This window comes from Deinococcus deserti VCD115 (assembly GCF_000020685.1).
In the GTDB taxonomy this organism is placed as follows: domain Bacteria; phylum Deinococcota; class Deinococci; order Deinococcales; family Deinococcaceae; genus Deinococcus; species Deinococcus deserti.
This window is the reverse complement of sequence record NC_012529.1, coordinates 1-18,086: the sequence shown is the minus strand read 5'-3', so window position 1 is coordinate 18,086 and position 18,086 is coordinate 1. Positions and strand designations below refer to the sequence as shown.

17 protein-coding genes are annotated in these 18,086 nt (G+C 62.6%); 9 read left to right on the top strand and 8 right to left on the bottom strand.

Going from position 1 to position 18,086, the window contains the following annotated elements; translation table 11 throughout:
* Positions 1-92 precede the first annotated feature (92 nt).
* Positions 93-1,286 carry an MFS transporter gene (locus tag DEIDE_RS14825; RefSeq protein ID WP_012695140.1) on the bottom strand — a complete coding sequence of 398 codons (1,194 nt, stop codon included), beginning with the start codon at positions 1,284-1,286 and terminating at the stop codon, positions 93-95.
* A complete protein-coding gene (locus DEIDE_RS14820) occupies positions 1,286-1,825 on the bottom strand; it encodes a DUF6428 family protein (RefSeq protein ID WP_012695139.1) in 540 nt (179 codons plus the stop codon). The genes DEIDE_RS14825 and DEIDE_RS14820 overlap by 1 nt, the downstream gene beginning before the upstream one ends.
* Positions 1,826-1,882: 57 nt before the next feature.
* Here DEIDE_RS14820 and DEIDE_RS19250 point away from each other — a divergent pair, with 57 nt between their 5' ends.
* Positions 1,883-2,026, top strand: a complete 144-nt coding sequence (locus tag DEIDE_RS19250; RefSeq protein ID WP_162485691.1) for a hypothetical protein — start codon at positions 1,883-1,885, stop codon at positions 2,024-2,026.
* 10 nt (positions 2,027-2,036) lie between these two features.
* Here the strand turns inward: DEIDE_RS19250 and DEIDE_RS14815 are convergent, their stop codons facing one another.
* Entirely contained in the window at positions 2,037-2,390 is a 354-nt protein-coding gene (locus DEIDE_RS14815) for an ArsR/SmtB family transcription factor (protein WP_012695138.1), read from the bottom strand.
* 228 nt (positions 2,391-2,618) lie between these two features.
* Positions 2,619-3,806: a PucR family transcriptional regulator gene (locus DEIDE_RS14810; RefSeq protein WP_012695137.1), complete on the bottom strand. Its 1,188-nt coding sequence runs from the start codon at positions 3,804-3,806 to the stop codon at positions 2,619-2,621.
* A gap of 115 nt (positions 3,807-3,921) precedes the next feature.
* Here DEIDE_RS14810 and DEIDE_RS14805 point away from each other — a divergent pair, with 115 nt between their 5' ends.
* The 8 genes from DEIDE_RS14805 to DEIDE_RS14770 all read left to right on the top strand — a co-directional run bounded on the left by DEIDE_RS14805 (position 3,922) and on the right by DEIDE_RS14770 (position 12,242).
* Positions 3,922-4,722 carry a fumarylacetoacetate hydrolase family protein gene (locus DEIDE_RS14805; protein ID WP_012695136.1) on the top strand — a complete coding sequence of 267 codons (801 nt, stop codon included), beginning with the start codon at positions 3,922-3,924 and terminating at the stop codon, positions 4,720-4,722.
* Between the two features lie 53 nt (positions 4,723-4,775).
* Positions 4,776-6,329 carry a 5-carboxymethyl-2-hydroxymuconate semialdehyde dehydrogenase gene (hpaE, locus tag DEIDE_RS14800; protein WP_012695135.1) on the top strand — a complete coding sequence of 518 codons (1,554 nt, stop codon included), beginning with the start codon at positions 4,776-4,778 and terminating at the stop codon, positions 6,327-6,329.
* A complete protein-coding gene (locus tag DEIDE_RS14795; protein WP_012695134.1) occupies positions 6,326-7,138 on the top strand; it encodes an NAD-dependent epimerase/dehydratase family protein in 813 nt (270 codons plus the stop codon). Before hpaE ends, DEIDE_RS14795 begins: the two co-directional genes overlap by 4 nt.
* 12 nt (positions 7,139-7,150) lie before the next feature.
* On the top strand, positions 7,151-8,683 hold the full coding sequence (gene hpaB / locus DEIDE_RS14790; protein ID WP_012695133.1) for a 4-hydroxyphenylacetate 3-monooxygenase, oxygenase component: 1,533 nt from the start codon (positions 7,151-7,153) through the stop codon (positions 8,681-8,683).
* Positions 8,676-9,656: a 3,4-dihydroxyphenylacetate 2,3-dioxygenase gene (hpaD, locus tag DEIDE_RS14785; protein ID WP_012695132.1), complete on the top strand. Its 981-nt coding sequence runs from the start codon at positions 8,676-8,678 to the stop codon at positions 9,654-9,656. The genes hpaB and hpaD overlap by 8 nt, the downstream gene beginning before the upstream one ends.
* Before the next feature lie 13 nt (positions 9,657-9,669).
* On the top strand, positions 9,670-10,524 hold the full coding sequence (gene hpaH, locus DEIDE_RS14780) for a 2-oxo-hept-4-ene-1,7-dioate hydratase (protein ID WP_041227853.1): 855 nt from the start codon (positions 9,670-9,672) through the stop codon (positions 10,522-10,524).
* Positions 10,517-11,278 carry a 4-hydroxy-2-oxoheptanedioate aldolase gene (hpaI, locus tag DEIDE_RS14775; RefSeq protein ID WP_012695130.1) on the top strand — a complete coding sequence of 254 codons (762 nt, stop codon included), beginning with the start codon at positions 10,517-10,519 and terminating at the stop codon, positions 11,276-11,278. Before hpaH ends, hpaI begins: the two co-directional genes overlap by 8 nt.
* A gap of 268 nt (positions 11,279-11,546) precedes the next feature.
* A complete protein-coding gene (locus DEIDE_RS14770; RefSeq protein ID WP_012695129.1) occupies positions 11,547-12,242 on the top strand; it encodes an HAD family hydrolase in 696 nt (231 codons plus the stop codon).
* Between the two features lie 33 nt (positions 12,243-12,275).
* Here the strand turns inward: DEIDE_RS14770 and DEIDE_RS14765 are convergent, their stop codons facing one another.
* The 4 genes from DEIDE_RS14765 to DEIDE_RS14745 all read right to left on the bottom strand — a co-directional run bounded on the left by DEIDE_RS14765 (position 12,276) and on the right by DEIDE_RS14745 (position 17,749).
* Complete coding sequence (locus DEIDE_RS14765) at positions 12,276-12,554, bottom strand: hypothetical protein (RefSeq protein WP_041227851.1); 279 nt, start codon at positions 12,552-12,554, stop codon at positions 12,276-12,278.
* 380 nt (positions 12,555-12,934) lie between these two features.
* Positions 12,935-14,356 (bottom strand): replication initiator protein A, encoded by a 1,422-nt coding sequence (locus DEIDE_RS14760; protein ID WP_242403011.1) that lies wholly within the window; start codon positions 14,354-14,356, stop codon positions 12,935-12,937.
* 1,733 nt (positions 14,357-16,089) lie between these two features.
* Positions 16,090-16,983, bottom strand: coding sequence for a ParB/RepB/Spo0J family partition protein (locus DEIDE_RS18730; RefSeq protein ID WP_012695126.1), 894 nt, complete (start codon positions 16,981-16,983; stop codon positions 16,090-16,092).
* A complete protein-coding gene (locus DEIDE_RS14745) occupies positions 16,976-17,749 on the bottom strand; it encodes a ParA family protein (RefSeq protein WP_041227844.1) in 774 nt (257 codons plus the stop codon). Before DEIDE_RS14745 ends, DEIDE_RS18730 begins: the two co-directional genes overlap by 8 nt.
* Positions 17,750-18,086: the final 337 nt, after the last annotated feature.

Sequence of the window (18,086 nt, the reverse complement as noted above, 5' to 3'; positions counted from 1 at the left end):
CCTGTCGGCAGGCAACCGCCCATGCCGGACAACACAGGCGATTGCCGGAAGAACGTCGCTTCAGCTACAGCGCGCCTCCCCTGTTTCCAGCTCTACTGACGCCCTGAAACCTCTGGAAAAGCCGGTTTATCCAGCGTGTCCCGTCTGCCCATAGAGGCCAGCACCAGCACGGCGGTCACGCCCAGCCCAGCCATCATGCTCAGTGAAACGCTGTACCCGGCGGTCATGGTGAACAGGAACCCTACTCCCAGAGGGGTCAGGGCCTGGGCCCCATTCACCCACGAGGCCATCCGGCCGTTGGCAGCTCCAAAAACTTCTGTCCTGTACGCAGCCAGCAAAACTTCATTGCGAGCGAGCGTCAGCGCACCGTTCGTCATGCCGAAAAGGCCCGCGCCGAGCACCGCCGCCGCCGCGGAGTCTGCCCAGTGAAACAGCAGGGTCGCGGCTGACAACCCGGCGATCAGGGCAGCGCTGAGTGGCACGGCCTGCCACCGGGCCATCAGCGGCATAAACAGCATCCGGCCGGGCAGCGCCGCCAGGCCCATCCACGCGGCCAGCCCGGCAGCCTCAAGTGGCGGGTACCCAGATCCGAGCAGCAGCGGCACCAGTTGCAGTCCCACTCCTACGGTGATGATCCGCGCCAGGGTGAAAGCGGCCGTCAGCCGGAAAAACCGGCGGTCCGGGACAAATGGAGACCCGGCCGCAGGCGCTCCACTCGAGTTCGGCAGTACCGTCCAGACCAGCGCCCCCATAGCCAGCAGCAGCGCGGCCAGACTGAGCAGGGCCGGTTGCCGCCCAAAACCCTGCAGCAGGACGGTGGTCAGCGGCACGAACACCGTGCTGGCCAGTCCTGCCACCAGGGTGATGGTCAGGCTGGCGCGGGCCCGCGCGGAACCACCCAGCTGGTGGGCCAGTACGGTGAACACTGCCTCGTAGAACGTCAGACTCATCGCTATGCCCGCCAGCAGCCACCCGACGACGAACATGGGGTACGAGGAGGACACGGCGAGAATCACAAACGCCACGGCACCCAGCACCGCCCCAGAGGTCAGAAGGATTCGCCCGCCATTTTGATCGAGTCTGCGGCCCACTCTGGGAGCCAGTACTGCCGTGACGACCAGCGCCAGGGTAAAGGCCAGGCCAGTATGGGTGCGGCTCCAGCCAAACGTCTCCTCAGTCGCGACTGCCAGGAGCGGCTGGGCATACCAGAGGGCGCCGTAGCTGACCGTGCTGAGCAAGGCCAGCGTCCACACCAGGAGTGGCGTGGACGCAGAAGGCCGGATCATCAGCTGAGGGAAATCGGGGCCTGAGGCGCGCAGCAGCCGCTCTCGGGCACGCAGTCTCCGGCGGCGTCGGCAGCCGGCAGCCCACAGGCGTCAGCGGCCTTGCACTGCACGCCAGGCGTACGCAGGTGCACGATCATGCGCTCCGGCTGCGTTTCGATGTGCGTGACGTGGTACTGCAGGGCCGGGCGCTCACCACTGCCGTACTCGAACCGGACTTCCGCTTCCTCCCGGACGGGAATATGCCGGACCACCCGGTCATAAATAGCCAGAAATTTGCGGTTGGTCATGAATCCCGCCTTGGCTTCTTCTGTGGTCCCGTCCATCAGCTGGATGACGGTTTCTCGCCAGGCGCTGGCCTTACCGCCGCAGTCCATCGCCTCGACAGTGACGGCCTTGACCTCGGTGACGTGGTAACCGGCCGGAACCAGGACTTCGCCGTGCAGGTGGAATTCCAGGGGCCGTTGAGGAAGGGTGCGGAGCCGGGCAATCAGGGCAGCAGTGGTGGTCTGGTCGGTCAGGCCGGGAATCGTCTGGGTCATGGCAGGGCTCCTTTAGCAGGTCAGGCAGGGGGCGGAAGATAACCTGGGGGCAGGCAGGTGAAACAGAAGGCGGGGGTCCCAGGACACGCGGCGGCGCGCCTGTCGCACCAGGGCTTCGTGCCTGGCCTCCTGGCGGAGTTGCTGAAGGCGGTCAACGGAAGTCTCGACAAGCCAGAGGGTGTTCATGTGGACTCCTTTTGAGGAAGGCGGCTTAAGAAGCCTGGGCTTGAGGACGGGAAGCGGGCGTGCAGGCAGGAGACTGAGCAATCTGCCGGGCGAGGATGTTCAGAAGGGACTGCACGGTGTCCAGACCCTGAAGGCTCAGCGTGTAGTGGGTCCAGCGGCCGCGCTTCTCAGCAGTCACCAGCCCAGCATTGACAAGCAGCCGCATGTGGTGACTCACGGTCGGTTGCGCCAACCCCAGGTGATCGACCAGGTCGCAGGCACAGACGCTCTCTCCGTTCTGGCAGCAGCCCGGGGTCGCCGTGGCCAGAAAGTGAAGGGCTTTCAGGCGGTGAGGATCGCCCAGGGCCTTGAACACCTCTGCTGTCGTATCGAATTCCATAGATCTATACTGATCTACATATTGCCATTTGTCAATACGTCAGAAAAATTTTGGTTGCCGGTGAGGCCTGCCGAGTCGAAACGTCAGCCTGTCAGCAGACTCAGACCATGTTTCCAACACGTCAGATGAACCCTGGCCGAATCGGCACACGGGCTCACTGGGCGCAACTTTTCCCTGGAACGGAGACGCGGGAACCGGTTGATGAACCAGTCCTGGCCGAACTTGAGCTTACGGCCGGGCTTCGAAGGCCAGATACAGCCGGGCCAGCAGATGTGGATCATCCAACGGGCCGCCCAGTACCTCTTCTGCGCGGCGCAGGCGGTAGCGCAGGGTATTGACATGAATGTGCAGCTGGGCCGCCAGGCCCGTCAGGGGTCCGGTGTGGTTCAGGTAGGCCCGCAAGGTCACTTCAGTCCGCCCGCTGTCGTCCAGGGTGGCCAGGCGCGAGCGCACTTGCGCCTGCAAGGTACTCAGGGCGCCACTGGTAAGCAGCGTATGCAGCGGGTCAAGTTCCTGAAACAGAGTGCAGCCTCTGGCTTCCCGGGTGCCCGTCAGCGCCTGGGAAGCCTCATCAAACGCGCCGCGCACGTTTCCGGCATGGTGCCTGGCACTCACGCCCAGGCGGACGTCCTGCTCTGTGGAGGCCAGCAGCGCGGCATGCAGGGCCACACCCTCGCGGGGCAGGTCGCGCGTAGGCCACAGCCAGACGGCCCGCTGACCACGCACCGTGGAATAGGCGGTCACCCCCCGCTCCATGAAATACCCCTCACCTGCGCTGGCCAGCACGTCAAGCGCGTGTTCCTGGGCAGCGCGGGCTGTCTTCGTGGCTGCCGTCTCGTGCGAAAAGCGCGCCACGGCCAGCGCGAAGGGTCCGCTCCCGAGCCCTGGAGCATCGTCCTGGCCTGAAAGCAGGGCGTCCAGGGACCGCTCTCCCACTCGGCGGCGCGCGGCCCCGGCGGCGGCCGACTGCAGGCGCGCCAGCAGGGCGTACTCGGCAGCCACCGGCATCAGCGGCGCCCACCGAGCGGCGACGGCCATGGTCAGCGTGCCCACGTGACGGGTTTTATGGATGAGTTTCCAGACCTGCCCTGGGCGGGGATCACCAGACGAAGCCACCAGGTCCCCCCAGCTGGCATGAATGGCGACGAATCCTCCAGTCAAACGTGCCAACAGGCGCGTCAGTTCACGCTCGGGCTGGGGATGGGCAACGGCCTCGCGCAGCGCGGCAAACACGCTGGCGCTTCCGGGCACGGCGGCCATCTGCTGCGCCCGGAAGGCCAGTACGGCCGTCCGGACCACCTCGGCCGGCTGATCAGGCAGCAGCGCGCAGGCGTCCTCAGGTGTGGTCCAGGCACAGCTGCCATGATCTGGCACCGGCAGATCCAGGGCCACACACAGGTCGGAAAGCTGAGGCATTTGTCTGATTCTACAAATGAAACAGCCAGGATTCATGGAATCTCCAAAAACCCGAAGGCCGCCCCAGGCCTATGCTGAAGGTCACTTCACTTTTAGTGTCAGCCCAGGAGAATCCATGAAATACGCTCGTTTCATCAGCGGTGGCCGGCCGCTCACCGGTCATCTGCACGACAACCACCTGATTGACGCCGCAGGCGTGGCTCACGACCCCAGCAAGGTGCACTTCCGCCTGCCGGTCGATCCGCCCAAGGTGATCGCCCTGGCCCTGAACTTCAACGACCACGCCGGCGAACTTGGCCTGACCCAGCCCAAGGAGCCCGCGCTGTTCTGGAAGCCGAATACCACCCTGCTGCCTCACGGTGGTACGGTGATTTACCCGCGCGGCGCCCAGTTTATGCACTACGAGGTGGAACTCGGAGTGATCATCGGCCGCGACGCCCGCAGGGTCAAGGCCAAAGACGCCATGGATTACGTCGGCGGCTACACCATCGGCAACGATCTGGTCGTGCGCGATTACGTCACCAATACCTTCCGCCCCCCTATGCGCGGTAAAGGCTGGGACACCTTCGGGCCGCTCGGACCGTACTACGTCACCGCCGACGAGATCAAAGATCCCCACGACCTGACCCTGCGCGCCTACGTCAACGACGAACTGCGCCAGGAAGGCAGCACCCGGGACATGATTTTCGGAATTCCTGAACTGATCGAGCACATCAGCCGCTTCATGACCCTGCAAAAGGACGACGTGATTCTGACCGGCACCCCCAAGGGCATCAGCCACGTGCACCCGGGGGACGTGATGCGCCTGGAGATCGAGGGCCTGGGCACGCTGATCAACGACATTCAGGAAGAAGATAACCTTGCCGAGCCGATTACCGGACAGGAAAGCAAGGAAGGCGAGTGGGACGGCCGCTGAGCCGCAGCGACGCCCTCAGCATGACGAGCCTCTCCACCTTTTAAGGAGCGACCATGACACAGACAATCAGCCCCAATCACGATCTGGCACGCCGGCTGCGTGAAGAGCGCCTCATAGGAGGCCTGCAACACTTTGTCGGTGGCCAGTGGGTAGCCTCCAGCAGCGGCGAGACCTTCGACACGCACTCCCCGGTGGACAATGCCTTCCTGACCCAGGTGGCCAGTGGCGACGCTCAGGACATCGACCGGGCTGCCCAGGCCGCCCACGAAGCCTTCCGGACCTGGCGGGAGGTCAGCGGCGCCGAGCGGCGCAGGATCCTGCACCGCATTGCCGACCTGATCGAGGCGCGGGCTCAGGAAATCGCGGTGCTCGAAAGCATCGATACCGGTCAGGCGATCCGGTTTATGAAATCCGCGGCCACCCGCGGCGCCGAGAACTTCCGCTTCTATGCCGACCGGGCGCCAGGCGCGGGCGATGGCCAGAGCCTGCCGGCCCCCGGCTTCATCAATTACACCCTGCGCCAGCCCATCGGCCCGGTGGGCGTAATTACGCCCTGGAACACGCCGTTCATGCTGTCCACCTGGAAAATTGCTCCTGCGCTGGCGGCAGGCTGCACGGTCGTGCACAAGCCGGCCGAGTGGAGCCCGGTCAGCGCCACGCTGCTGGCCGAAATCATGGACGAAGCGGGGCTGCCGGGGGGTGTGCACAACCTGGTGCACGGCTTCGGCGAGAGCGCTGGCAAGGCGCTAACCGAGCACCCGCTGATCAAGGCCATCGCCTTCGTGGGCGAGACCACCACCGGGAGCCACATCATGCGCCAGGGGGCCGAGACCCTCAAGCGCGTGCATTTCGAACTAGGCGGTAAGAACCCGGTCGTGGTGTTCGACGATGCGGACCTGGACCGCGCTCTGGACGCCGTGGTGTTCATGATCTACTCGCTCAACGGCGAGCGCTGCACCAGTTCCAGCCGGGTGCTGGTGCAGGAAGGCATCTACGACGAGTTCACCGCCCGCATCGCCGAGCGCGCGCGCAACATCCGTGTCGGCGATCCCCTGGACCCTGAAACTGAGGTCGGGCCGCTGGTGCACCCTCGCCATTTCGAGAAGGTCATGTCCTACTTCGGCAAGGCCCGTGAGGAAGGGGCCACCATCGCCGCCGGTGGCGAGCGCGTGGGCCAAGCGGGGAACTTTGTCTCCCCCACCCTGTTTACCGGCGCCAGGAACGATATGGCCATCGCCCAGGAGGAGATTTTCGGACCTGTGCTGACCGCCATTCCCTTCACCGACGAAGCCGACGCCCTGGCGCTGGCCAACGACGTGAAGTACGGCCTGGCAGGCTACCTGTGGACCAACGACCTGACCCGCGCGCACCGCTTCGCGCAGGGCCTGGAGGCCGGGATGATCTGGGTCAACAGCGAGAACGTGCGGCACCTGCCCACTCCCTTTGGCGGCGTGAAAAACAGTGGCATCGGCCGGGACGGCGGGGACTACTCCTTTGAGTTCTACATGGAGACCAAGAACATCGCCATTTCCCTGGGCACCCACAAGACCGCGAAGCTGGGCGTCGGTCAGGCGCCCAAAGTGGACAAGACCGTGGTGGAAGGATGAACTCACCGCAGCGCGTGCTGATCACTGGGGCGGCCGGGACCATCGGCCAGGCCCTGCGTGAGGGGCTGCGCGGCCACTTCCCGCTGCTGCGCCTGACCGACCTCCGTGACCTCAGCGAGGCGCAGGCCGGCGAGGAGATCGTCCAAGCCGACCTGACCCATTTCGATGAGGTTCTTGCCGCGATGCAAGGCGTCGACGCGGTGATCCACCTGGGCGCCATCGCTGACGAGCACACCTATGAACGCATCCGTGCGGTGAACATGGACGGCACCTATCACGTCCTGGAAGCGGCGCGGCAGGCTGGAGTGCGGCGCGTAGCCTTCGCGTCCAGTATCCACACGGTGGGCTTCTACCCCCGCAGCGAGACCATTTCCCCGGACGTGCCGGTGCGGCCCGACACCTATTACGGCGTCAGCAAGGTCTTCGGCGAGGCCCTGGGCCGCATGTACTGGGAGCGCTACGGGATGGAATTCGTCAGTGTGCGCATCTGCTCGTTCCAGCCGCAGCCTAAAGACCGCCGCCACCTGTCTACCTGGCTCTCGCCCCGGGACGCTACTCAGCTGTTCAGCCGGGCTGTCACGGCCCCGGACGTCGGCTACCTGACCGTGGCCGGCATCAGCGGCAACACCCGCCGCTGGATGTCGCCCGAAGGCTGGGACCGCCTGGACTATCAGCCTCAAGACGACGCCGAAGGCTATGCCAGTCAGGTCGAGCACCTGCACGGCGACCCGGACCACATCACCGAGCAGCGGCAGGGCGGGCTTTTCGTGGACCCGAACTACACCGGTCTGGCCAGCCAGGACCGATAAAGGAGCTCTCCCATGACTCAGACAACCACTGGTCCAATAGCCGACTCCAGCGCAGGCACACGTGTTCCCGGCGCTGTGACCGGGCAGCAGTTCCTCGACCGCCTGCGCCAGAACCCTCCAACCCTGTACATCGACGGCAAGCGTGTGGAGGACCCTACAACGCACCCGTCCACTGCCAACATGTGCCGCTCCCTGGCTGGCCTGTACGACCTCCAGCATCAGCCTGAGCTGCGCGACCTGCTCACGTACGAAGAAGGCGGCGTGCGTTACGCGACCTCCTTCATGGTGCCCCGCACGAAAGAGGACCTGGCCAAAATCGGCGAGGCCCACCGCGTGCGCGCGAACTACGGTCTGGGCTTCCTGGGCCGCGCGCCCGACTACATGAATGCCAACGTCATGGCCGCCGGGATGGGGGCCGAGTACTTCAGCACCTGCAGCGCCAGCATTGCCGGCGACCCGAAGCGCGACTTTGCCGCCAACATGCGCCGCTACTACGAGTACGTGCGCGACCACGACCTGTGCCTGACGCACGCCCTGACCAACCCTCAGGTCAACCGCGCTAAAATGGCCTCCGAGCTGCCCGACCCGTACATCGCGCTGGGTGTGGTCGAGGAGCGCGAAGAAGGCATTATCGTGCGCGGCGCGCGCATGATGGCCACCCTGCCCATCGCCGATGAGATCCTGATCTTCCCGTCCACGGTCCTGAAGGAAAATGCCGACAGGAGCCGCTACGCCATGGGTTTCGGTCTGCCCACCAACACGCCGGGCCTGAGTTTCCAGTGCCGCGAGCCCATCGACGTGGGCCGCGACCCCGAGGATCATCCGCTCTCCAGCCGTTTTGACGAACAGGACGCCTTCGTGATCTTCGACGATGTGCTTGTTCCCTGGGAACGCGTATTCCTGCTCTACGACGTGGAACTGGCCAACAAGGCCTACGCCGGCACGGACGCCGTGCTGCACATGGCTTACCAGGTGGTCAACCTCAAGGTCTCCAAGACCGAGACCTTTCTGGGCACCGCGCAGAGCATCGTCAACGCCATCGGCAGCGGTCAGTTCCAGCACGTACAGAGCAAGGTCGCTGAAATCATCATCATGCTGGAGATCATGAAGGCCCTGGAGGTGGCAGCCCGCGAGCAGGCCACGCTCAACAGCTACGGCGTGATGACCCCGGCCCGCGCTCCCCTGGACGCTGCACGCAACTATTACCCGGCCAACCACGCGCGTCTGCCGGAGCTGCTGCAGCTGCTGGGCGCCTCGGGCATCATCATGATGCCCAGCAAGGCCGACCGCGAAGGACCGCTGGGACCGCAGATCGCCAGGTTCCTGCAGGCCGGCAACGCCAGCGCCGACGAGCGCCTGAAGCTGTTCCGGCTGGCCTGGGACATGGCCATGAGCTCGTTCGCGGGCCGCCAGGAACTGTACGAGCGCTTCTTCTTCGGCGACCCGGTCCGCATGCACTCGGCACTGTATGAGGTCTACGACAGCAGCGAGGCCGTGGGCCGCATCCAGGCCTTCCTGAATCAGGGAGGCGCCGCGCGTGACTAAGCCTGACGTCATCCGCATCGCGCAGGCCATCTTCACGGTCTCGGACCTGGCCGCCAGCCGCGAGTTTTACGTTGATCTGCTGGGCATGAACATCCTGCACGAGGAAGGCAACGCCCTGTACCTGCGGGGCGTGGAGGACCGCGAGTGGACCCTGAAGCTCGAGCAGAGCCGCGGCCCCGAAGACCCGGTGCGCGTCCGTCAGCTGGGTTACCGGGTGCGCGGTGAGCAGAGCCTCGACGCCCTGATTGCCCTGGCAGCGCAGCAGAACCTGCCGTGGCGCTGGGAAGAGGAACTGGACCGGCCCCGCATGTTGCGGCTCCAGGATCCTTTCGGCATTCCGCTGAGCTTCTACCACGAGGTTGGCACGCACCCCTGGATGCTGCAGGAGTTCCACCGCCACCGCGGCCCGGGCCTGCAGCGTGTGGATCACGTCAACGTGATGGTTCCGGACGTGAAAGCGACCATGGACTGGTACCTGAACGAGCTGGATTTCCGACTGTCGGAATACACGGTAGACGAGCACGACGCCTACTGGGCCGCGTGGATCCAGCGCCGCGGAGGGGTCCACGACCTGGCCCTGACCAACGGGCCAGGACCGAGACTGCACCACTGGGCCTACTGGATGCCGGACGTGAACTCGATTATCCGCACCTGCGACATCCTGGCCGGCGCCCGGCAGCCTGAGCGCATTGAGCGCGGCCCAGGAAGGCACGGTATCTCCAACGCCTTTTTCCTGTACATCCGCGACCCGGACGGCCACCGCATCGAGCTGTATACCAGCGACTACATCACGGTGGACCCGGACTTTAAGCCGATCCGCTGGATGCGAGACGACCCCCGGCGCCAGACGCTGTGGGGCGCAAAGACGCCACTCAGCTGGTTTGAGGAAGCCTCGGTGATGGAAGCCTTCGGCGGCGGCCTTCAGGCCCATGAGGCCGGAGCCCTGACCGGTATTCCGGTCCATGTGATCTGATGGGAAGACCAGCATGATAGAGCTACCCCGAGTCATCCCCGAGACAGCCCTGATGGGCCTCGCCGCCGAACTGGAGGCCGCTGAATCCAGCGGTGTTCAGCTTTCGCCCTTCAGCGAACGCTTCCCCGGCATGACCGTCGCTGACGCCTACGCGGTTCAGCGCGCCTGGGTGGCCCTCAAAATTGAGGATGGCCGCCGGGTGGTGGGCCACAAGATCGGGCTGACGTCACGGGCCATGCAGATGGCCGTGCAGATCAATGAGCCGGACTACGGAGCGCTGCTCGACGACATGTTCTTCGAGCCGAATGGAGACATTCCCCTCTCACGCTTCGTGGAGCCGCGTGTGGAGGTCGAACTCGGCTTCCTGCTGGGCCGTGACCTGCAGGGGCCCCATGTGACGGTGTTCGACGTGCTGCGCGCCACCGAATACGTGACTCCGGCAGCGGAGATCATCGACGCCCGCATTGCCCGGGTCAGCCGGGAAACCGGGAAGCCGCGCCGCGTCATGGACACCATCAGCGACAATGCCGCCAACTCCGGTGTGATCATGGGCGGCCGGACTGTAGCGCCAGACGCTATCGATCTGCGCTGGGCTGCGGCGCTGTGCGTGCGCAACGGGGTCATTGAAGAAACCGGGGTGGCTGCCGGCGTGCTGGGACACCCAGCCCAGGGCATTGCCTGGCTGGCCAACCGTCTGGCCGCACACGGCGAAGGCCTGCGTGCCGGCGAGTTCGTGCTGGCCGGCTCGTTTACCCGTCCTGTGGATATTTCCAGCGGTGACGTGTTCACCTTTGATTACGGACCGCTGGGTGCCTTCTCGTGCCGCTTCGTCGGCACCCCCCGCGGTCAAGGAGGAGCCCATGTCTGAAAATCTGTTCAAGGCGGCGCTTGCAGGGGGCAAACCCCAGATCGGGCTGTGGCTGGCACTCGCTGACCCCTACAGTGCCGAGCTGTGTGCCGGAGCCGGGTTCGACTGGCTGGCCGTGGATGGGGAACATGCCCCGAACGATCTGCGATCGACCCTGTCCTGCCTGCAGGCGATCGCCCCGTATCCCTCGCACGCCGTGGTACGCCCGCCGGTCGGCAATGACGTGGTCATCAAACAGCTGCTCGACATCGGAGCGCAGACCCTGCTGATTCCCATGGTGGATACGCCCGAGCAGGCCCGCGCCCTGGTGGCCGCAACGCGCTATCCACCGCTGGGTGTTCGGGGCGTGGGCGCCGCACTGGCCCGTGCCAGCCGGTTCGGACGCGATGCGGGCTACCTCGGCGAAGCCAATGACGGTGTATGCCTGCTGCTTCAAGTTGAGTCCGTGGCTGGGCTTGAAGCCCTGGAAGCTATCGCTTCAGTGGCAGGCGTGGACGGGGTCTTTATCGGGCCAGCTGACCTCGCCGCCAGCATGGGGCATCTGGGGCTGCCGGGCCACCCGGAAGTCCAGGACGCGATCCGGGACGCGGCCCGCCGGATACGGGCCACCGGTCGCGCTGCTGGCATCCTGAGTACCGATGAGGCGCAGGCACGGACCTATCTGTCCTGGGGGTACAACTTTGTAGCCGTAGGCACGGATGTCACGCTGCTCTCGCGTTCAACAGCCGCGCTGGCTGCGGCCTTCAGAAGCTGACGAAAGGCCGCAGCCTACATGCTCCTCCCTGCCGGATACCCGTCCGGTCGAGCCGTGCTCAGCTGAAACTCACTGGGGCCAGGCGGCCTCCTTTTCCGCTGCAGGCGGCCTAAGATGCGGGCCGCCTGCAGCGTGTCCTCCTGTTGAATATGGCTCTTGGGCCCGAGAAGGGTCGGCACAGGCTCTGGAAGCCTGAGGACCGTCCCCCTTCTGGCGACCCCCGGGATTACCCCGCGCACGCTGACGGGCGACAGTCTAGGATGCAGGTGTGATCATTGCCTTCGTCAATCCCCTGGGAACCCTGCTGAGCCCGTTGGAAGACGGAGCGCCGGATTTCAGCGCGGGCCTGGGACAACTGCTTCAGCAAGCGGAACTGGTGCCAGTCACGGGGATGGACGAGGTGGAACTCCTGATGGTCCCGGCCTCGTTCACGTCGTGGCAGATTCTTCGTCACGGCGCCGTGGTGCTGACCCCTGACGGCGCAGAGGACCCGGCCTGGAGGCGCCTGACCCTGGAGACCCAGGCGGAGATCGCTGACGCGTTAACGCTGGCTCATCAGGCGGCGGTACATATCGGACAACTCGGGCAGCTTGACACGGAGGCCGAACTGCTCACGCACGGGGCTTACCCCCTGTTGCTCAAGGTGACGCATCCGCACCAGCTGCCGCTGGCGACGGACCAGTTGTTTCAGGAACTGCAGGCCTGGCTGGAAGAGAGTCCCTTCCGGTCCAAGCTGCGGATCACACAGTTGGGCACCGAGGTCCTGGTCCTGCCCCGTGACATCACACCGGAAAGTGCCGTGAACTATGTGCTGAGCCGCTGGGAAGGCACCATCACCCTGACCGTTGGCGTCAGTGTATACCCGACTGACCTGCCGTTTATGTCGCAGTGCGATCTTGCGCTGACACCTGGGGCGCCCCTGGCGGAACTTCAGGAGCGGGAACAGGAGCCGCAGGACGACTGACCTCTGGAGCGGGCTCCAGGACCGCCTGTGAGCTTATGCCTGGCGCCAGCACAGTGCACGCTCACAGGCGGCGACCTCCCACTCGGCAGCCAGGGACCGGGGGGCCTCCAGCCCCAGCCAGTACGCATGGTCCTCGGTGGCCTGTCGTGCGTGCCATTCTGGCATGGTCTCCAGGCGCGCAATAAGGCCAGTAAGTCCAGCTGCTGCGCGCGCCGCTTCTCCTGCGGCGTAAATGGCTCCCGCGCCAGCGTGCCGGCTGGCCTCGTCCCGCAGTTCCTGAACCTCAATGCGCAGGGTTTCAATCAAGTGCATAGTCCTCCCTCTACTCTGCACCTATAGAGAAGCGCTGGATTCCCCGCCCCGGGTGGGACCGGAAAGATGGGTACAGCCAGCGAAAGAACCTGACAGCAGCAGAAACCCAGATATAGGTACAGCCATCGCCAGTCAGGTTGACATCTTCTCCGGTCAGATGAAACCACCCGGATCACGGGCAGCCTTCCCGCATCCACAGAGGACTTAGCGTGCAAAATCGCCTGAGTTGTCCGGTAATGGAACGCCACTGATTTCTCAGAGCCAGGCCGAGACCTTGTCGCCCTGTAATACCACCACTGGACAGGCCGCATCTGGCAGAGTACGCGTAGATAAGTTGGCAATCCCGGACTTCTGAACCGCATGTCAAAGAAGCGACGTTTTCAAACTGCGGGTGACGCACTCAGGACGTCCTGGTTTACAGTGGCCAGGACCGAAAGCAGGTCGTCGGTGAATGCATCAAGTGTACCGTCCCTTTTTGCCTGCAGAGCGGCTCGCATGGTGCGGTCCGGATCAGGCTGGCCGACGATCAGGCCCATACGCAGCAGGCCGTATTCGCTGACACTCAGCCGGTCACGCAGCAGAAACTGAATGGTCTTCATGGCCTTCTCAACTTGCGCTTCCAGCGTTTCGGGCTCATGCATGGCCTCTTCCAGGGTGGGCATGCGAGCTGGCTGCGGAGCTGACGCTGGTGCGCGGCCAGGCGCCGAGACGGCTGTAGACGAGGGTTCCGGGTACTTGTCTTCCTGGTCACGAATGACATCCACGAGCAGCGCTGACCGGTTGCGCACGCGGTATCCGCTGTCGAGTAACCGCCGGAACTTCTGAAGCCGTTCCCGAATATGGTCCTCACCAAACTCCTCCATCAGCCGGCGGGCTACAGAGATCGAGACCTTATGGCCGACCAGCTCTGCCATCACTGGAGAGGACTGGAGATCCAGTTCGGCCTTGCGGCCCCCTACTTCGACAAAGCGGTAGGTGATGACCTGTTTTTTACCGCGCCCATCATACTCAACACTTTCAAGGTACTGACGCTCGATCAGTTCATCGTGGGCACCTTGCAACGTGGACCGGATCTTGTTGCTGCGCTGGTCAATGATCTTGCAGGCAGCAGCCCAGTCAATCAGGTTCACGCTGTACGTCATGCGAGGCGTACGTGGATCTTCAGGCGAGTAGCGCCGGGCATCCAGCAGGCGGTAGAGCGCCCTGGTCAGCGGACGATCCAGGCTGGTGAGAAACTCGATGTCCAATGGTTTGGTGTACTGCGAACGCACCGACCGCACGATAGGTTCAGCCAGGCGGATACGAAGAGCACTGCTGCGGCTGAGGTTCAGGTCCTCGTCTCCACTTGTAAATTCGAGGCCCTGGAGGTAGTTGAAGGTCACGGTGGTCCAGTTGCCGCGCCGGTGGTCCCGCCAGGCTTCCGACGCCGAATACGTGGCCGTACGGAGGCGGTACAGGGTCTGCTTCAGATTGGTGTAGTACCGGCCAGAGTCATCAAGACCCGCCCGCTTGAGAATCTGGTACGCCGTGGTATGAAGCAGTCCGTCGTCCGGGCACCCGGATTCCACGTACAGGTCCATGATGGCCGTGGCGATGTCACCGTCGAGACCGTGGGGCACGCCGCCGTACTTGGGCATGGCGTCGCAGGTCAGGGTCGCCGGCCGGCCGTCCACCTGAAATTCCACTGTCCAGGAGGAAAACGTGTCTGGGACGCGCTCCTGGATGCTGATGAGCCCCAGGCGCCCCACGTTGGCTTCGTCAATCCGAGTAATTTCGGTCAACGGTGTCGGTGAGCGTTTCACGTTCCGGGTTTTCCGTGCCAACGCCCAAGCCTCCAGTGTGGAATGGCCGCATGATACCGTTCCGCGTCCCTGGTGGCGATACCGGACAACTCAGGCGGTTTGCTGGGAATGCAGTACCGGACAACTCAGGCGATTTCGACTTTGAAGCCCTTAAATGCTGCTACTCAACGGCAAAACTCTCCAGATGTACGCCGCAGGAGCCGGCATCGGACAACTCAGGCGATTTGGTTCTTCCAAGTGCGTCCTATACCGGACAACTCAGGCGATAATACCGGACAACTCAGGCGAATCCCTTTCTATACATACCGGACAACTCAGGCGAATCCAGGAAATTAATACCGGACAACTCAGGCGAACATGGCTCTTCTATTACCGGACAACTCAGGCGATCGAGTGTTCAACTACCGGACAACTCAGGCGAAACTACCGGACAACTCAGGCGATTTAACCCGTCAGGTACCGGACAACTCAGGCGAAAAAGTGGGTTTTTCATCGTGTTTATCGGTATCGAGGCACTCCCCTTGATGATGATCATCATTCTTTTTATCTTTTAAAAGATCAATCAAAGAAGTCAACATCACTAAGGTTCAGACATATTGGTCAGGAGGGAACTCAGAGAAATCTGTGTTTCGCGGTCGTAACTTGTTTAGACTGTCCCCAAGGTCTGATTGAACTTTTTTGAACTTGTCTCCGGACATTTGCTCGTGGTGACGCTTCTCCCGGACGAGCGTGAACTGCACGTTCACGCTCGTGACACCAGAACCTCTCCCCTATTCGCTTTAGATGCGAGGAGTTCTGGGCACCTCATGCCCAGAACTCCTCGCACCCTCACGCTCGCGACACATCTCACTCCTCCAGCTTCCGCGCTGCGATCTGGAAGGCGGATATATCATTGTTAAGGCAGTGCAGCCCGAATGCCTCTTGCGATGAAAACACGGCCTGGCTCAGTCCAACGCATAAAAACCTTCGCGAAGAGAAGTGAGACTTAATCAGCTCCCTCTGCGGTGGCGAGTCCACCAACGTCAGCATCCGGCACTTCAGGAAAATGACATCCCAGTAACCAGGAATGGTGGGGTCAAACGCGGAAGGAAGCTTGGGGAAGCCTCGCCGCCCTACCGGACAGCCCGAATTGACATTCATCCAACCCATTTGAACCTGACTCTTTACCAGGCGCATCCGATGGCCTCCCCTCGTTGGTTGCTTTCGTTCTTTGGCTGGTCCTGGCCGGGCCATTCACGCCAGATCACACACATGGTCCCTCACCGGCTGGAGATCCGATCATCAGGGTCCATGGGGTAGCCATAGGGTGTGTGCTTCATTGGCCGGCAGGGTCATGAACCGGTCACTGAGCAGTTCGTTATCCACGCGGGTATTTTCTCGGAGGAGTGGACACTGTCAAATCCGTTTCCAGTGTAGGGATGGTGCCCATTCAGCCGTGATGAGTCTATAGTCGTCAACCAGGAGTGCCCATCGCCGGGGAGGCAAGACCTTGTACTGTAACGCGGGGCAGGGAAACGCGGGCGACTGTACCGCTGTTGCCTGAGTGCAGAAGAGTCGATCATACGAGCGAAATCTCTACGCCACTGATGATCGAGACCACGGCAATAAGCTCCATGCGGGCAAAGTAGAATTTGCGAACTCGTCCGTCCCATGACCACCGTGTTGCAATAGCTGAGGATCTGGAATGCTTCATGCCGGTGTGCCACACACGGCACCCTGAATGGGAAGGCCGATCAGTTAGCCTCGTCCACCTCGACAAGAATCCGGTGAAGTTCAGCTACTAACTTGTCAACCCGTGACTGTTGACGAGGACTGATGCGTTCAAGCAGCCTCTTTTGCCCTAAGGCGCGTGCCACAGCTTTGATCTGAGCTTCACGTTGAGTGTGTGGTGGCTTCTGTGCGTCATGCAAGGCTTGAACCGTAGCTCCATCCCTGGCGAGGGCGAGAAGGCGCCCTCGCTCTTCAGCGTCCCCAGCACCTCCTATAACCAGAGCTTTGCGGTAGTCCAGACCCCCGCGAACTGCCTCTTTCACATCTTCAGGCAGATTCAGGATCCGACCTTTGTTCCGCAGAAAGCTCTGCCATTTTTCACCGCCCAAGCGGCCAAATGCAGTATCCAGTTCCCTGACGCCATCCGGATCCTCTTCGGGTTTGTCCAGCAGGCGACGCAGGCGCGTCATCACTTGATCTTCCGGTATATCAAGCGCCAGCGCGGCAATCCGGCGCTTGGCCTCTACCTCTTCGAGAGGATTGAGATCCTCACGAATCAGATTCTCGACAGCACTGGCAGCAGCGGCCTGCTGGTCGTCGAGGTCCCGGACATATGCGGGAATAGTTGTGAGTCCTGCCAGTTGGGCAGCACGCCACCTTCTTTCTCCCGCTACAATTTCCAGCCCTGCTGGAGTCGTACGGACGAGAATCGGTTGTAAAACACCGTTTTCACGGATGCTATCAGCAAGTTCCCGTAGATTTCCCTCAGTAAAGGTCGTGCGGGGTTGATGTGGCGTGGGGGTCAGTTGGCGTACATCCAGCATGCGGAGTTGATCCTGGCTGACGAGATTTCCTGCACCTGCCGGCCCGAGGAGCGCATCAAGGGTCGCCGTGGCATCAAACTTTCGCTTAGCCATGGTGGACCTGCTTTTCCAGACCAGCAATTATTGCGATTTCGCGAGTCAGCGCCTGCACTTCTGCGGCCGCGGGACTATTCGGTGCATAAACAAGAATGGGCTCCCCTACCCCTGCACTGTCGTTCCATGTCGCAGGCCGGTAACTCAGGGGGGCAGCGAGCGGCTGAATCTGGCGTCGCAGCGCCTCCAACACCTCCCGGTCATGGGTATTGCGACCATCATAGAGTGTCGGCACAAACAGTCCGACCCGGAGATCAGGCCTGAGACGGCGGTAGGTGTTCAAAGCTGCCGCTACACCCGGGAGACCATTGAGCCCCTTGGCTCTGGTCGGAACCGGCACAATCAGCAGGTCAGCAGCCAGCGCAGCCAAAACCGCGAGCTTGCCGAGGCTGGGTGGGCTGTCCACGAGGACCACGTCATAGTCACCCTTCAGCTCTTCCAGGGCAAATCGAAGATTAAGAGTGGAACCCTCCTGAGCCATCATCTGCCCTTCTGAAAGAGCCAGGTGCAGATTGCTTGGAATGAGACGCATGCCGTGCACTATTTGAGGCGTGGGCAGTCGCGCCTCGCTGTTGATCGCCGTTTGAAAAGCAGTCTGGTTGTCAGTGACCATTGAGTGTCCCAGCCAGGTGCTGAGGTTTGCCTGAGGGTCAAGGTCTATGAGGAGTACACGGTAGCCTTCCATAGACAAGGCGTGACCGACGTTGAGGGCCAGACTCGTTTTGGCAGCCCCTCCAGCGTGGTTAAAGAAGGTAAGTGTGCGCATTTCCTGTGCAGCATACGTGGTCTGGCCTGCGGGCGTCTTCACGTGAAGACACGTCGCAGTGTCTGTCTTCACGTGAAGACGCCTCTGTCTTCAGGCTACTTCGGTCGACTTGGCCAAGTGCGTGGAAGTCAGCAGGAGAAACCAGAGCAGCAGGGTTCCATTCCAGCAAAATGCTCCTGTGGATAGCAGGATAAGACTGTAGGCCACTTCTCGTTCTTCCAGATACTCTTATACACAGTCGCAGCACTTGCTTTCAGTCATGGCGGCAATGGAGTCCAGCTCCAGGCGTTGTATGTCCGTGTATGGAGGTTTGGATAACCGCGGCGATCTCTCCCCC

What these genes read in the sequence shown, in the direction of transcription:
- DEIDE_RS14765 (WP_041227851.1), bottom strand. Translation starts at nt 12,554, where the DNA reads ATGCACTTGATTGAAACCCTGCGCATTGAGGTTCAGGAACTGCGGGAC.
- DEIDE_RS14820 (WP_012695139.1), bottom strand. Translation starts at nt 1,825, where the DNA reads ATGACCCAGACGATTCCCGGCCTGACCGACCAGACCACCACTGCTGCC.
- hpaH (WP_041227853.1), top strand. Translation starts at nt 9,670, where the DNA reads ATGATAGAGCTACCCCGAGTCATCCCCGAGACAGCCCTGATGGGCCTC.
- hpaI (WP_012695130.1), top strand. Translation starts at nt 10,517, where the DNA reads ATGTCTGAAAATCTGTTCAAGGCGGCGCTTGCAGGGGGCAAACCCCAG.
- hpaE (WP_012695135.1), top strand. Translation starts at nt 4,776, where the DNA reads ATGACACAGACAATCAGCCCCAATCACGATCTGGCACGCCGGCTGCGT.
- DEIDE_RS14805 (WP_012695136.1), top strand. Translation starts at nt 3,922, where the DNA reads ATGAAATACGCTCGTTTCATCAGCGGTGGCCGGCCGCTCACCGGTCAT.
- DEIDE_RS14825 (WP_012695140.1), bottom strand. Translation starts at nt 1,286, where the DNA reads ATGATCCGGCCTTCTGCGTCCACGCCACTCCTGGTGTGGACGCTGGCC.
- DEIDE_RS14810 (WP_012695137.1), bottom strand. Translation starts at nt 3,806, where the DNA reads ATGCCTCAGCTTTCCGACCTGTGTGTGGCCCTGGATCTGCCGGTGCCA.
- DEIDE_RS14815 (WP_012695138.1), bottom strand. Translation starts at nt 2,390, where the DNA reads ATGGAATTCGATACGACAGCAGAGGTGTTCAAGGCCCTGGGCGATCCT.
- DEIDE_RS14795 (WP_012695134.1), top strand. Translation starts at nt 6,326, where the DNA reads ATGAACTCACCGCAGCGCGTGCTGATCACTGGGGCGGCCGGGACCATC.
- DEIDE_RS14745 (WP_041227844.1), bottom strand. Translation starts at nt 17,749, where the DNA reads ATGCGCACACTTACCTTCTTTAACCACGCTGGAGGGGCTGCCAAAACG.
- hpaB (WP_012695133.1), top strand. Translation starts at nt 7,151, where the DNA reads ATGACTCAGACAACCACTGGTCCAATAGCCGACTCCAGCGCAGGCACA.
- DEIDE_RS18730 (WP_012695126.1), bottom strand. Translation starts at nt 16,983, where the DNA reads ATGGCTAAGCGAAAGTTTGATGCCACGGCGACCCTTGATGCGCTCCTC.